At 65.0% G+C, this 14245-nt stretch carries 14 protein-coding genes; 6 read left to right on the forward strand and 8 right to left on the reverse strand.

From position 1 onward, the window contains the following. Positions 1-76: 76 nt before the first annotated feature. From argB to GHK24_RS02595, 4 genes are all read left to right on the forward strand, one after another. On the forward strand, positions 77-964 hold the full coding sequence (gene argB / locus GHK24_RS02580; RefSeq protein WP_153468451.1) for an acetylglutamate kinase: 888 nt from the start codon (positions 77-79) through the stop codon (positions 962-964). 26 nt (positions 965-990) lie between these two features. Beyond that, the gene (locus GHK24_RS02585) at positions 991-1680 is read left to right on the forward strand and encodes a pyrimidine 5'-nucleotidase (protein WP_153468454.1); all 690 of its coding nucleotides are present in this window, start codon (positions 991-993) and stop codon (positions 1678-1680) included. 39 nt (positions 1681-1719) lie between these two features. Beyond that, complete coding sequence (gene slmA, locus GHK24_RS02590) at positions 1720-2340, forward strand: nucleoid occlusion factor SlmA (protein WP_153468457.1); 621 nt, start codon at positions 1720-1722, stop codon at positions 2338-2340. A gap of 318 nt (positions 2341-2658) precedes the next feature. Further along, the gene (locus tag GHK24_RS02595) at positions 2659-3792 is read left to right on the forward strand and encodes an acyltransferase family protein (RefSeq protein ID WP_228384485.1); all 1134 of its coding nucleotides are present in this window, start codon (positions 2659-2661) and stop codon (positions 3790-3792) included. Positions 3793-3929: 137 nt separating this feature from the next. Here GHK24_RS02595 and hemB read toward each other — a convergent pair whose 3' ends face one another. Both hemB and yihA read right to left on the reverse strand, forming a co-directional pair. Continuing rightward, complete coding sequence (gene hemB, locus GHK24_RS02600) at positions 3930-4946, reverse strand: porphobilinogen synthase (protein WP_153468460.1); 1017 nt, start codon at positions 4944-4946, stop codon at positions 3930-3932. A gap of 269 nt (positions 4947-5215) precedes the next feature. Continuing rightward, complete coding sequence (gene yihA, locus GHK24_RS02605; protein WP_153468463.1) at positions 5216-6124, reverse strand: ribosome biogenesis GTP-binding protein YihA/YsxC; 909 nt, start codon at positions 6122-6124, stop codon at positions 5216-5218. Positions 6125-6223: 99 nt separating this feature from the next. On the opposite strand from yihA, the gene GHK24_RS02610 reads away from it, so the two are divergent. After that, on the forward strand, positions 6224-6844 hold the full coding sequence (locus GHK24_RS02610; RefSeq protein WP_153468466.1) for a c-type cytochrome: 621 nt from the start codon (positions 6224-6226) through the stop codon (positions 6842-6844). A gap of 237 nt (positions 6845-7081) precedes the next feature. Here GHK24_RS02610 and GHK24_RS02615 read toward each other — a convergent pair whose 3' ends face one another. From GHK24_RS02615 to GHK24_RS02635, 5 genes are all read right to left on the reverse strand, one after another. Further along, positions 7082-8032 carry a methyltransferase domain-containing protein gene (locus tag GHK24_RS02615; RefSeq protein ID WP_153468469.1) on the reverse strand — a complete coding sequence of 317 codons (951 nt, stop codon included), beginning with the start codon at positions 8030-8032 and terminating at the stop codon, positions 7082-7084. A gap of 51 nt (positions 8033-8083) precedes the next feature. Continuing rightward, positions 8084-9007: a biotin synthase BioB gene (gene bioB / locus GHK24_RS02620; protein WP_228384515.1), complete on the reverse strand. Its 924-nt coding sequence runs from the start codon at positions 9005-9007 to the stop codon at positions 8084-8086. Positions 9008-9210: 203 nt separating this feature from the next. Further along, positions 9211-9876: a DUF2076 domain-containing protein gene (locus tag GHK24_RS02625; protein ID WP_194286356.1), complete on the reverse strand. Its 666-nt coding sequence runs from the start codon at positions 9874-9876 to the stop codon at positions 9211-9213. Positions 9877-10072: 196 nt separating this feature from the next. Then, positions 10073-11164, reverse strand: coding sequence for a Ppx/GppA phosphatase family protein (locus tag GHK24_RS02630; RefSeq protein ID WP_194286357.1), 1092 nt, complete (start codon positions 11162-11164; stop codon positions 10073-10075). A 52-nt stretch (positions 11165-11216) separates the two neighbouring features. Beyond that, positions 11217-11792 carry a DUF4337 domain-containing protein gene (locus tag GHK24_RS02635; protein ID WP_153468481.1) on the reverse strand — a complete coding sequence of 192 codons (576 nt, stop codon included), beginning with the start codon at positions 11790-11792 and terminating at the stop codon, positions 11217-11219. Positions 11793-12102: 310 nt separating this feature from the next. Between GHK24_RS02635 and GHK24_RS02640 the strand changes: the two genes are divergently transcribed. Further along, complete coding sequence (locus GHK24_RS02640) at positions 12103-12810, forward strand: hypothetical protein (protein ID WP_153468484.1); 708 nt, start codon at positions 12103-12105, stop codon at positions 12808-12810. On the opposite strand, the gene GHK24_RS02645 is transcribed toward GHK24_RS02640, so the two are convergent. After that, positions 12807-14240 carry a DUF4139 domain-containing protein gene (locus GHK24_RS02645; RefSeq protein ID WP_153468487.1) on the reverse strand — a complete coding sequence of 478 codons (1434 nt, stop codon included), beginning with the start codon at positions 14238-14240 and terminating at the stop codon, positions 12807-12809. The genes GHK24_RS02640 and GHK24_RS02645 overlap by 4 nt on opposite strands. Positions 14241-14245 lie beyond the last annotated feature (5 nt).

A 14245-nucleotide genomic window follows, 5' to 3' on the forward strand; every position in this document is an offset into this window, starting at 1 on the left:
TCCGCCGTCCTCTGCTTCGGGCGCCGCTCTGCGGCGACCGATCTTTCTGCCACTTTTTGCCGCAGGATTCCCCGCCATGACCGATCGTCTCTCCGGACCGGATGTCGCCGCCGCCGTTCTGGCCGAAGCACTTCCTTACATCAAGCGTTTTCACGGCAAGACCATCGTCGTCAAATACGGCGGCAACGCCATGACCGACGAGCACCTGAAGCAATGTTTCGCGCGCGACGTGGTGCTGCTGTCGCTCGTCGGCATGAGCGTCGTCGTGGTGCACGGCGGCGGCCCGCAGATAGAGCACCTGCTTGCCCGCGTCGGCAAAACGGGCGAATTCATTCAGGGCATGCGCGTCACCGACGCCGAAACCATGGAAGTCGTTGAAATGGTCCTCGGCGGGCAGGTCAACAAAGATGTCGTGAACCTGATCAATCAGGCGGGTGGGCGTGCCGTTGGCCTGACCGGCAAGGATGGCGGGCTGATTCGCGCGAAGAAGCTGCTGCTCGACGATCGCGAACACCCCGGCCAGCAGATCGACGTCGGACAAGTCGGCGACATCACGCAGATCGATCCGTCGGTGATCGCGCACCTGCAAAACGGCGCGTTCATTCCGGTGATCGCCCCGGTGGGCGTCGGGCCAGCGGGGGAGACCTACAACATCAACGCTGACGTCGTCGCCGGCAAAATCGCCGAAGTGCTCAAGGCCGAAAAGCTGGTGCTGCTGACCAACACGCCGGGCGTACTCGACGACAAAGGCGAGTTGCTGACGGGCATCACGCCGCGCCAGATCGACGACATGATCGCCGACGGCACCCTCTCCGGCGGCATGCTGCCGAAGATCTCCTCAGCCCTGGACGCCGCGCGCAACGGCGTCAAGAGCGTGCATATCATCGACGGACGCGTCGAACACGCCCTCCTCCTCGAAATCCTCACCGACCACGGCGTCGGCACGATGATCAAGTCGCGTTGAATCGCGAAAACGTGACAGCCCGGCCGATGGACAGGCGCGCGAGCGCTCCCCCATCGGCGACACACCCCGCGCGAAGAGACAGGCAGCTCACCTGGCTCTTCGACCTCGACAACACGCTGCACAACGCCAGCGCGCACGTCTTCCCGCACATCAACCGCGCCATGACGGCGTATATCGTCGAGCACCTGGCGCTCGACCACGCGGGCGCCAGCCGCTTGCGCCAGCATTACTGGCAGCGCTACGGCGCCACCCTCCTCGGCCTGATCCGCCATCACGCGATCGATCCGGCGCATTTCCTGACGCTCACGCACCAGTTCGACGACCTTGGCAGCCTGCTGGTCACCGAACGCGGGCTGCGCGACACCCTGCGCCGGTTACCGGGGCGCAAGATCGTCTTCTCCAACGGCCCGGCCACCTACGCCGAAGCGGTGTTGCGCTTGAGCGGCCTGTACGACTGCTTCGACGCCGTCTATGCCATCGAGCAGATGCGTTTCATCCCGAAACCGGCGCCTGCGGCGTTCTACCGCGTCCTGCACGCCGAGCGCCTCGATCCCCGTCGCTGCATCATGGTCGAGGACAGCGCCGCCAATCTGGCGACCGCCAAACGGCTCGGCATGAAAACAGTGTGGGTAAGCACCAGCTTGCGCCGCCCGCCGCATGTCGACGTCCGCGTGCGTTCGGTACTCGATTTGCCCCACCGATGCTGGCCGCTATAATCGCGCATCACAAAAACGAGTAAACACGGGGAAGAAGCCATGCCAAAGCCGGGCGAACGCCGTCTGCAAATCCTGCAAACGCTGGCCGAAATGCTGGAAACGCCGAAGGGCGAAAAGATCACCACGGCTGCGCTGGCCGCCCGCCTCGAGTGTTCTGAAGCCGCGCTGTACCGCCACTTCGCCAGCAAGGCGCAGATGTTCGATGGCCTCATCGAATTCATCGAGTCGAGCCTTTTCGGCGTCATCAACCAGATAGCCGGCGAAGAGACGCAGGGTTTGCGGCAGGTCGAGCACATCCTCGCCCTGTTGCTCGGCTTCGCACAGCGCAATCGCGGCATGACGCGCGTTCTGATCGGCGACGCCCTCGTCAATGAAAACGAGCGCCTGCAGGCGCGCATCAACCAGCTGCTGGAACGCGTCGAAGCGGCCATCAAGCAGTCGTTGCGCGTCGCCGCAACGCAGGAAGAACTGGCGACCGACGCCGATTTTGCCGGGCTCGCCAATGTGTTGCTGTGCTACGTGCTGGGTCGCTGGCAGCTTTACGCCAAAAGCGGCTTCACGCGCGAACCGCTGACCGCCTGGGCGCAGCAATGGACAATGCTTTATTTCGCCTGCCTGAGCCAAGGCAAAGAAGCGCTCGGCCCGTCCGCTGCCAACTAATGCCGGCAACGCCGCCAGACGCGCGGCGCAAGAAGCACGCGGCGGGAAAAACTGCAATATCCCGCCGCACAAAATAATCGAACGGCGTACAATACTGCGCTTTCGTCCCCGACGAAGCTCGTAGCCTCCCCCGATGCACACCCCTCTCTTCGTGACCGCAGCCCTTGCTGGCTGCCGCGGTCTGCTTGCCGCACACGCCCCTGACTGTGCGCCACTCCCGCCATCGGCGGCTGGCGCCAGCCTCCACTCTTCTTCATCCTTTCGCACTCACGCCGCCCCGTGTCGGGTATCCGGCAGCCACTGCCAGGAGACCGAACGTTGAATCGCGAAACAAGCCGTGACCCGCAACGCATGCCGTTCATCGACGCGCTCAAAGCCGTCGGTTCGCAACTGATCGTTCTGCACCACCTCGCCTTCTACGGCCCGATGTCTGATCGCGCCTACGAACTGGTGCCGGGAATGATCGACTGGCTGTACGGCAACGCCCGTATCGCCGTGCAGGTATTCCTCGTCGTTGGCGGTTTCCTCGCCGCGCGCAGCCTCGCGCCGGAAGGGCGCCTGCGTACGGCAACGCCGCTGGCGCTGCTGAGCCGCCGTTACCTCAAGCTCGTCATCCCCTACCTCGCCGCCATCGGCATCGCCATCGTCTGTGCCGCCGTCGCGCGCAGCTGGATGGACCATGACTCCATCCCCGATGCGCCGACCGCCGCCCAGTTCGCTGCCCATGCCCTGCTGTTGCACGGTGTGCTGAACATCGACTCGCTCTCGGCCGGCGTCTGGTATGTCGCCATCGACTTCCAGCTGTTCGCGCTCCTGCTGGCGCTGCTCTGGCTCGGACAACACTTCGCCGGCACCCACCATGGCAGCAGCCGTCAGAACCAGGAAAAGGTCATCGGCGCCGCCCTCGTCGCCGCCCTCGCTGCCGCCTCGCTCTACGTCTTCAACCTCGACGCCGACTGGGACGACTGGGGCATCTACTTTTTCGGCGCTTACGGGCTGGGCGCGCTCACCTACTGGCTCTCGGCACGTCCTCGCGCACTGCTCTGGCTCGCCGCGCTGGCGGCGCTGGTCGGCATGGCGCTTGTCGTCGAATTCCGCTCGCGCATCGCCGTCGCCCTCACCGTGGCGCTGGCACTCGGTATCGCACGCCACACCGGCGGCCTCGAAAACTGGCCCGGCAAGGGGATCGGTGGCGCGCTGGCTTCGTATTTCGGCAAGATTTCCTACTCGGTTTTCCTGCTGAATTTCCCGGTCGCCCTCGTCATCAACGCCGCCTTCTCGCGTCTGGGCATCGACGATCCGGCGCTCAACATCGGCGGCATGATCATCGCGTGGATCGCCTGCAACATCGCCGGTGCGCTCTTCTTCCACTTCGTCGAGAGCCGCACGCGCGAATGGCAGGAACGCATCAGCCAGCCGGTCTCGGCTGTTTTTCGCCTGATCGTTCGCTAAGGCGCCCGCGCCGCGCTTAGCGCTGGCGACACCACTGGCAACACAAAAAAAGCCCCGTGCCGAAACATCGCACGGGGCTTTTTCATGCGCCCGCCACACCGGATTCCCCGTGCGGCGAGCACTTCAGGGGACGACGCTTACTTGCCCTTCTTCAGCCACTCGGCAGCGTCAAGCGCGAAGTAGGTGAGGATGCCATCGGCACCGGCGCGCTTGAAGCCAAGCAGGCTTTCCAGAACACAGGCTTTTTCGTCGAGCCAGCCGTTTTGCACCGCAGCCTTGAGCATCGCGAATTCGCCGCTGACCTGATAGGCGTAGGTCGGCACCTTGAACTCATCCTTCACGCGACGGACGATGTCGAGGTAAGGCATACCGGGCTTGACCATCACCATGTCGGCACCTTCTTCGAGGTCGAGCGCGACTTCGCGCAGCGCCTCATTGGAGTTACCCGGGTCCATCTGGTAGGTGTACTTGTTGCCCTTGCCCAGATTGCCGGCGGTGCACAGCGCATCGCGGAAAGGACCGTAGAAGCTCGACGCATACTTGGCCGAGTAGGCCATGATGCGCGTGTAGATGCGGCCATCGCCATCCAGCTCGGCGCGAACGCGGGCAATACGCCCGTCCATCATGTCCGACGGCGCCACCACATCGGCACCCGCCCGCGCGTGCGCCAGGGCCTGCTTGGCCAGTACTTCGAGCGTTTCGTCGTTGAGCACGTAGCCTTTGGGGTCATCGGCGGCAATCAGACCGTCCTGCCCGTGGCTGGTGTAGGGGTCGAGCGCGACGTCGGTGATGATGCCAAGCTCCGGAAATTCCTTTTTCAGACGGGCGACGGCACGCGGCATCAGGCCATCGGGGTTCCACGCCTCCTCGGCACCAGGCGATTTCAGCGCTTTATCGATCACCGGGAACAGCGCCAGCGCCGGCACGCCCAGCGTCAGGGCACGTTCGGCCGTCTTCAACAGACGATCGATGCTTTGACGCTCGACGCCCGGCATCGACGCCACCGTTTCCGTACGGTCATGCCCGTCCAGCACGAATACCGGGTAAATCAGGTCGTCGGGGGTGAGCACCGACTCGCGCATCAAGCGGCGCGAAAAGTCATCGCGGCGCATGCGGCGCATGCGCGTTACGGGAAAGCCACCAGTCGTAGTCATGGATAGTCCTGCCATTCAGTTACCAAGGTTAAACACACCGGCCGCAACAATTTTCGCCGTAGCCGGAACTTTCTGTCCCCCGAACATCTCAGAGCAAGCAGATGGCTTCTGCCATCTCCCGCTTCACCTCCCTGAGCGGGTGCCTTAACCCCATTAAGGCTGTTTCGCCCCCGGCACACCCTTCGCCGGGGGCTTTTTATTGGTCGGCTGAAAGCTCCACTCGGCGTCATCCAAGGCGCGACGAAGCGGGGCTACAACCGTCGATCTGTCTATTTTTCGCTAGCGTCCGTGTTGCTATCCGCCGCGATTGGCGTCTTGGCATCGTTCGCCTTGTTCGTAACGTTGGCAACGTTCGTCCCGTTCGTCTCGTTGGTCGCATCCGCAGCGACAGAGACGAGCGATTCTGGCGTCGACTGCGCCTGCCGGGCCAGCTCGGCACGCCGTTCCTGACGCGCACTCGGCAAGGCACTGGCGGCTGCACGCGCGCTCCAGCCCTTGGCCGTACGATTGCGCGGCCGCGCCTTTTTCTCTGTGCGTGGTGCCGCTGGCGGCGCCGGTGTCGCCTGGACATCCAGGCCCATCCAAGCGCCGAGAACTTTTTTCGCGGCGTCGACACCAATTTTCTTCAAACTGGAAAACAACTGAACGGAGCAGCGCTGTGCAAAATCTTCGTCGCCCAAGGCCCGCACGGATTCGCGCATTGCCTGCAGCGCGCGCATCTGCTCGGCGCGCGTCAGCTTGTCAACCTTGGTCATGAGCACATGCACCGGCTTACCCGTCTGCGCGAACCACGCCAGCATCTGCTCGTCGAGCTCGGTCAGCAGGCTGCGACAGTCGACGATCAGCACCAGTCCGCGCAGCGGCTCGCGAAAGCGCAGGTAAGGCGCCAGCAGCGCGTCCCACTGCGAGCGAATATCGCCCGGCGCCTTGGCAAACCCGTACCCGGGCAGGTCGACGAGGTAGCGCCCTTCACTGAGGCTGAAGAAGTTCAGATGCTGCGTCCGCCCCGGCGTCTTCGAGACGTAAGCGAGGCGCGTGTGATTGGCGAGCGTGTTGATCGCCGAGGATTTTCCGGCATTGGAACGCCCGGCAAAGGCAACTTCTCCGCAAGAATCAACGGGCAGGTCGCCAAGTCGCGCGACGGTCGTATGGAAAACCGCCTTCTGGAACAGTGGCATGGGAAATCGGCGTAGTTCGCCCGGAAAGCAAAGTGTTATAGAATACCAGCTTTGCAGCTCCCGTTCTCCGGCCTCAGATTCGTCAATAGGAGTTTGAACATGATTCGTACCACGGCGCTCGCGGTTCTCCTGGCCGCCACCCTCCCCGTATTCGCGAGCGAAGCCGCAAATACGAAAGTCGACCTCGAAAAGGCCAAGCAGATCGCCAGCAGTGTCTGTGTCGCATGCCACGGTGCCGACGGCAATGCACCGACGACGGCGTTCCCGATCCTCGCCGGCCAAGGTGCCGACTACATCACCAAGCAGCTCGGCAATTTCAAGACCATGGTCCGCAACAATCCGATCATGTTCGGCATGGCGGCATCGCTCAGCGATGACGACATGAAGAGTCTCGGTGTCTATTTCAGCCGTCAGGAACACAAGGCCAACGCCTCCAAGGACGAAGCACTTGCCGCTGAAGGCCGTACCCTGTGGCGTCGTGGCGATTTCGCCAAGGGCATCCCTGCCTGTGCCAGCTGCCACGGCCCCGCCGGCGCCGGCCTGCCCGCCCAGTTCCCGCGTCTTGCGGGCCAGTACGCCGAGTACACCGAAGCGCAGTTGAATACCTTCCGTAGTGGTGAGCGCGCCAACGATCCGGCCGCCATGATGCGGACGATCGCTGCCAAGCTGTCCGACCGGCAAATCAAGGCAGTCGCCGACTACGCTGCCGGCCTGCACTGAGTCAGCGCACTCGCAAAGAAAAAGGGCGGTCTCGACCGCCCTTTTTTCGTTAACCGGGTACTCGTAACGGAGCAAACCCGCCGCGCGCCGCCGAAGTCTCTCCGAAGTCCCACAGACAGCCAAGCTGAGCCAGCCCAGGCGACGCAACTCGTAGCCACGCGAAATTCCTGCGCCGCTGTCGGCAACGCCACGCAGTACCGTGGTTGCTCCTGACGCTACCACTTCAGCGCCGCGTCTTCACTCCGCCCCGTGCGTACGCGGTGGAACGAAGCGGACGATGGCGCGACCATCCTCCGCACGACGCGACTCAGCGCGCCAGGCGTGGCCGTAAATCACTTCCAGAGTGATCGGCAAACGCCCTTCCTGCATCGATCCCGCGCACGCCGCCGTGAAACGCTCGAATTCGCGACGTCCCATCAGCCCGCGCCGCCGGGAACGTAACGCACAGCCGCCGCCGGCGCGCAGATCGGCGAGCGCAGCGGAAAGCGACGGATAAGTCAGCGTCAGCGTTTCCATGTTCATCACCGGATCGGCGAAACCGCTCTCGACCAGCATGTCGCCGAGGTCGTGCATGTCGACAAAGCGATGCGTATGCGCATGAGGATCGGGGCGTGCTCGGCCTTCGCTACCTTCGCCGCCGTACGCCGTCGCAAACGCGGCGCGCAGTTCTTTCAGCGAGTCGGGGCCGAGCGTCGAGAACATCAACAAACCGCCCGTTTCGAGGAGGCGATGCGCTTCAGCAAAGACGCTGCGCGGCTCGGCCAACCAGTGCAGCATGAGATTCGACCAGATAAAGCCGAAGCTGGCGGAAGAGAGCGGCAGTGCGGCGGCATCGGCCGCCAGCAAGGGCGCGCGCGCGCGTCGCAAGAAGGGCAACAGCCAGCTGTGGGAGCGTTGCTGGCGCTGGGCTTCGCGCAACATCGCCGGCGACAGATCGGCACCGAGCACCGCTGCGCCAGGGTAGCGCTCATGCAAGGCAACGAGGTCGGCGCCGCTGCCACAGCCCAGATCGAGGATGCGCCGCGGCGCGATGCGCACCGGGTCGAGGTGCTCGAAGAGGCGGCGCGCGATCTCGCGCTGCACCACCGAGAGGGAGGCATAAGTGCCTGCCGCACGCGCGAAATTCGCCTGCACGCGCCGCCGATCGATGGCGGCGCGGTCGGTGCCTGACTCAGGCGCGCGCGTCATTGCCACGGCTCGCCCGACGTCACCCGCCGAGCAACCGCTTGGCGAAAGCGCTCAGATAGCGCGCAGACCAAGCTTGGCGAACAACGCCTGATCGCGCTCGGCGTCGGCGTTCTCGGTGGTGAGCAGGTTTTCGCCGTAGAAGATCGAATTGGCGCCGGCGAAGAAGCACATCGCCTGCAGCTCTTCCGACATGTTCTGGCGGCCGGCCGACAGGCGCACGAAGCTCTTCGGCATGGCGATGCGCGCCGCAGCGATGGTGCGCACGAACTCGAAAGGATCCAGCGGCGGTGCGTTTTCCAGCGGCGTGCCGGGAATCGGCGTCAGGTGGTTGATCGGCACCGACTCGGGCGGCGGTTCCATCGCCGCGAGCTGCGCGATCAGCGCCGCGCGGTCGCGGCGCGACTCGCCCATGCCGACGATGCCACCGGAGCAGACCTTGAGCCCCGCGCCACGCACGCGGCCGAGCGTCTCGACGCGGTCGGTCTGCTTGTGCGTGGTAACGATGTTCGTGTAGTGCTCAGCCGAGGTGTCGAGGTTGTGGTTGTAGTAGTCGAGACCGGCGTCCTTCAGCGCCTCGGCCTGACCGTCCTTCAACATGCCCAAGGTGACGCAGGTTTCCAGACCAAGCGCCTTCACCGCGCTGACCATCTCGGCGACCTTGACGAGATCGGAGTCCTTCGGGCCGCGCCAGGCGGCGCCCATGCAGAAGCGCGACGCGCCTTGCTCCTTGGCGGCAGTGGCGGCAGCAACGACTTGCTCGACCGACAGGAGCGACTCACGCGGCTTCTCACCTTCGTGATGCGCCGACTGCGAACAGTAGCCACAGTTCTCGCCACAGCCGCCGGTCTTCACCGACAGCAGCGCCGAACGCTGCACTTCGTTGGCATCGAAATGGGCGCGATGCGTCGTATGGGCGCGATGCAGCAGATCCATCAAGGGCAGCGCGAACAGCGCCTCCACCTCGGCCACCGTCATTGGCGCGGCCGACGCGTTGCTGGTCGTGGCGTGCGCGACGCCCTCGACCGGATGGGAATGCCCCGCCGCAGAGGCGAGGTTGGCAGCAGCGGTAAGATCGTTCATGAAAGCGCCTGATCGTAAAAGCAAAGAGGCCGAATTATGAACCATTCTCCCCGACCATGGCGATGACCAAGGAGAATGCGGACCGTGAGCGCCTTCGCTCAGACCGTATCGAAGTAGTCGTCGCCCAGATCGTCGGCGGCAAAATCGCTCGTCGAACGATCCTCGCTCTCGGCGCGGGCAATAGCGTCATCGCCGTAGTAATTGTTGACGACGACATTTTCGGTCGAAGGCCCCGGCAGCGTGGCGGAGTTACCCGAGCCGAAAAAGCCGGATCCGGCATTGTGCCCGCCCATCAAGTGTTCGATGCCCTGAAAGAGGAAGGAGCCGGCCACCACGCCCGCCGCGGTGGTCGCCACCGAACCCAGCACGCCACTGCCCCAGGACGAGGCCGCCGTCGCGGCGGGAGCGGCAGGCGCCGCAGCGGCATGGGCCGGCGCCGCAGCCACCGCCGGAGCAGGCGCCGCAGCGCGGCCCCAGGCGTTGCCACTCAAAAAGCTGCTACCGGCACCGCTGGCGGCGCGGCCTGATTCCAGACGCTCGTTGGCACTGGCGAGTTCGCGTTGCAAACGCTGATTCTCGGCTTGCGCCGCCTGCACCGCCTGCTCCAGCAGAAACGCGCGCTGCACCAGCAGATACGCCGCATCCGGCTGCCGCGCGCACGCCTCCCGAATCAGCGCCGCGGCCTCGGTATCCTTGGCCCCTGCTTGCGCCTGCGTCAGCTGCTGAAGAAAACGGCTGAGCTGTTCGTGTTCCTGAGCATTCATGAAGCACCTCCTGGAAGAATAAACAACACTGCACACGGAGCCGCATCTTGGACCCAAGGCCTTTCGCGGCATGTTCAGGCATTGCGACAGAGTGTATGTATTTGTTTCGCCCCGCGCTGCTGCGTGGGGCGTGTATCCGGCGCAGGCGCGGCGGCGCGCGCATGCGAGGCAGCGAAGTTGCCCGCCATACGCCCGGCTAGGGCGCACACGTCTCCGGATCGCTGGCATAGGCCGCCAGACCGCGCTCGCCCAAGCGCGCGAGATAGCAGGCGTAATGGCGCTCCCAGGCGTATGCACGATCGTCGGCGAGCAGCCCCGGCAGGTTGGTCAGATCGATTTCGGCCACCTGAATGGCATCGCCGCCCGTCGCCTGCAACAAGCCGTCGAGCAACAGCAAATCCGACAGGAGATACGCCGCGTGTTCCGGCGCGATGCCGGCCAGCGCCGCACTCGCCTCGACACTCAAAGCGGACAGATGGTCGATCGCCGCGCGGATGCGCGCTTGCGACAACTGCGGCGCCGGATTCCCATCCAGCCGGGTCAGCGCCGGCAAAACGCCACGCGTGACGGGCCGACTGATCGCCGTCATCGTTGCCCCCTCGGGCAAGGCCGCGCGCACGCCGGCAAGCCGCTTCGCCAAAGCCTCCCTCGCCAGAGCCAGAGACGCCGGTAACATCGGTTGCAGATGGCAGGCCTCGTCAGCGGGAGCCCCCGCCAACTCGCACAGCTGGCGATACCAGACCTTCTGCCCCAGTGTGTCGACAAACGACGTACTGGCGCCGGCAATTTGCAGGCTGCCGCCGCCGATATCGAGCACATGCGAAGTCTGCAAGCGGTCACCGAGCAGTTGGCGGGCAGCGACGTAGCCGTAGGCGCCTTCCTGAAGCGGTGGAATGACCAGCACGGCGACGCCGCTCGCTGTGTGAATCTCGGCGAGCATCGACACCAGCGCGACCGGCTCGTGCGCCAGGGCGAAACGCCAGGCCGAAAAACCGCCCCCGACGCGGGCACACTCCGAGGCGAACGCTGCCTGACGCGGCAAGGCGTTCAGGGCAGCGATGGTCGGCACGAGCGTGTCCCGCACACCGCGACCGCTCCACTGCGGCGAGAGGTAGTCGATATCGGCACGCGCCGTCGCCGCGCTATTCGACGCGCCCGCCCGAATGCCGGAAGACCCCATGTCGAAGGCCACGCGACAGTCGCCGGCGTGAGCCAATCCGCCCCCGACGAGGCAGACGCCAAGGCTCGCCCGCTGCAAGACCCGGCACAGCGCCGCACGAGACGCCAAGCGACGCGCCCGAAGGCGCCACCACGACAGCCGCAGGGGACGCATACGCCGGCTAGAGATGCAAATAGCCGACGACGCCGACGACAAGCCCAAGGCCGGTCGCTCCGTACACGCTCACCAGCATCCAGCGCTTGCGTGTCAGCAGGGTGATGGCAGAGAGTGCAATGGCGATCTGCAAGAGCGTCGTCGCCAGCGCCCAGCGTTCATGGACGTGCATCTCGACTTCGCTCTTCTCGTCGGCTTCCTTGGCGGCGGCCTCGAGGCGGTCGGCCTCGACCTTGATCTCTTCTTTTTCTTTCTTGTAGCGATCAACGGCCTGACGGAATTTCTCCTGCGCCTCGCCACTCGTCAGCGTCACCGACAGCTCGGCGAGATTCTGCTTGTTGCTCTTGGCCTGATAGTAGTTCCACTGATTCGAGGCCGACGTCTTCTGGATCGCCGCCTCGTTCTTGTAGAGCAGCGCGGCGTTCTGCGAATGGCCGCCCATGTAGCCAAAAATGGCGCCAATCGTCGACAACACCGCCGTCAGCACCGCCAGACGCGACGTGAAATTGTCGCCGCCGTGCTGGGCAACGTGTTCGACCTCATGATCATGCGGACCGTGAACGTGAAAACCATGTTCGGACATCTGTATATTCTCCTTGGGTCAAGCGGCGACGCCGATGGTGCGGATAGTTCGAATGGTGCGGCTGATTCGCCTACCGCGACTATTGCGGATATCGCACACCGCACACACTGCGTATCGCCTTCAATGGCAGGGGCGAATTCTAATGAAAAACGCGCGCCGGCCGGCGCGCCTTTTTGTACCGCTCGTCGCGGGCAAAGCCTGTGCGCCCGACACCGCTAGAATGCGAGCAACAGCCCCTTGCCCCCCGCGCGCCTTTCGACCTCGGATGCCCACGCACGTCTTTCCCCCTCGCCGCACACCGCCCGCGCCCGTGCGTGTCCGCCGCCCCGCAGTCCTGCGCGGCCAGATTCGCAGCACCTGCGCCTTAGGCGCCGCGCTGCTCTGTCTCGTCGCCCAGCCGGCGCTTGCGCAGAGCGACCGATGCAGCGAATTACCGCCGCCCTCCGTCACCATCAAGCACTTCGACGAGCCGGTGACGTTCAACACCCGCTTTAGCTACAAGGAACTGACGCATCTGGGCGCTGCCGCGGTGCGACCGGGGCAGCAGGTGCTTGGCCTGACGCGCGGCAAGGCCGTCGTGCAGTTTGCCAGCGAGATGCCGACCTATCGCGATCCGACACAGCGCTGGGAGTGCTTCAGCCCGCAGATCACCCTGACCATCGGCTTCAGCCCGATGACCGTTTATGTCGCCAAGGAATTCCCCGAAGGCAGCTGCGCCTACCAGGAAATCTACGCGCACGAGCAGCGCCACGTAAAAACCTATCAGGCCCATCTGGCGAGCATGGAAATCAGCCTCGGCGAGACGCTGCGCCGCCGCTTCGCCACCGGCCGGCCCTGGCGAGGCGAACAGGGGGAAGCGCGCGCGCAGCTGCTGCGCGAAATCCAGGAACGCTGGACGCCTTACGTCCAGCGCGAATTCACGCGCGGCGACGCCGCACAGGCGCTGCTCGACACGCCCGAAGAATACGAGCGTGTCGCCTCCAGCTGCGACGGCGAAATCCGCAAACGCCTGCGTTAACGCTCCGCTGCGGGCGCCCGGAAGCGCAGGCTGTAATCGAGCGCCGCCGTGCCGTTCGCCGGCACCTCCAGTGTCCACACCGCAAGCTGCGCCGATTCCCGGCCGCCTGGACGGCTTTGCTGCACGATTTCAGCATCGCCGGGCACGCTCTCCTGCACACGCACCGTCACCGCCTCATCGCGCGCATTGCGGAGCTCGTAATGTACGGTAGCCTCGATCTTCCCCTCGGCCAGCGTGCGGAACGCCGCCTGCCGGCGTTCCGCGTTCAGATCGAAGGCTTCGCCGAGCCTGACGCGCACCGTCTCGTTCTTCGCCGTATGCGCCAGACGATCCTCGCCGACGAACTGCGCCGCGCCCTGCCGATCGCGCGCATAAACGCGCACCACCCCGGCCGGCAGCGGCACGCCCAGATCGCCGCCGCGATTGGCGAACTCGATGAAGACAGCGGGCTTGAGCTTTTCGACGCCTGAGCCGGCGCGCCCGCGAAAGATCGCTTCGCTCCCCGCGAGCACGTACTCGCGGCGCACGGGAACCGCCGCCGCCGACAGCAGGGCCAGCTGCTTCGTCTGGTTGTCAGCAATCGAGGTCGGCCGCGCGATGCGGTAGAGGTGGTAATCGAGCAGCGACTCCTCCACTGCGTCGGCCTTGGCGCGCGCGCCGGCCGCCATCATCACGGCGCGCAGCGGCGCCATCTCGCGCACACGGTTTGGCGTTCCCGCCACCAGCTGCAACTGCACGTCCTCGTAGGCCGCGCCGCTGCTATTGGTCAGCGTCACCCAGCCGGCAAGATCCATGTGCCGGGCGTCGGCCGACAGATTGGCGACATAATCGGCGTGCCAGCCAAGCCCGCCGGTGAGATAGGAAAGCTCCAGCGAGCGTGCCCCTCCCGCTGTATCCAGCAGCATGGTCAGCGTCGGTCGGTCACGCAAACTCGGCGGCACCGCATCGAAAAGCAGGCGCCCCGGCACGCCGGTCTCGACACGGTCGGCAAAGCGCAGCACGACGCCGTTGTTGGCCGACAGCACCGTCGCCCGCTCACGGCTCTCGTCTGCGGCCGCGCGCGGCGTACGCAGCACCGTCACCTCCCGGCCGACGTATTTCTCGAGCAGTTTTTCCGGCGTCAGCAGATCGAAGTCGAAATTCTGCTCAAGCACGCTCAGACGAGCACCATCGACCGCCTGCAAGGCCGCCGTTTCCGGGCGAATCTGTCCGGAAACCTCCCGCCAGGCGAGACGCACGACGCCCGCCGGCAGACTGACGCGACGGCGTTCGCGCACCAGCGCCAGATCGTCGTTGTAGACGGTGATCGCCGTCGCCTCGCGCTCGCTGGCGGCCGCCACGCGCTCGCCCGACGCTTCGCCGGCGACGCTCTGCGCACTGGCGCCACTTGCCAAGAGCATGCCGATTGCCAACAATCCTCTCATCCGCATCGTCC

This window comes from Rhodocyclus gracilis, from assembly GCF_009617575.1.
Classification (GTDB): domain Bacteria; phylum Pseudomonadota; class Gammaproteobacteria; order Burkholderiales; family Rhodocyclaceae; genus Rhodocyclus; species Rhodocyclus gracilis.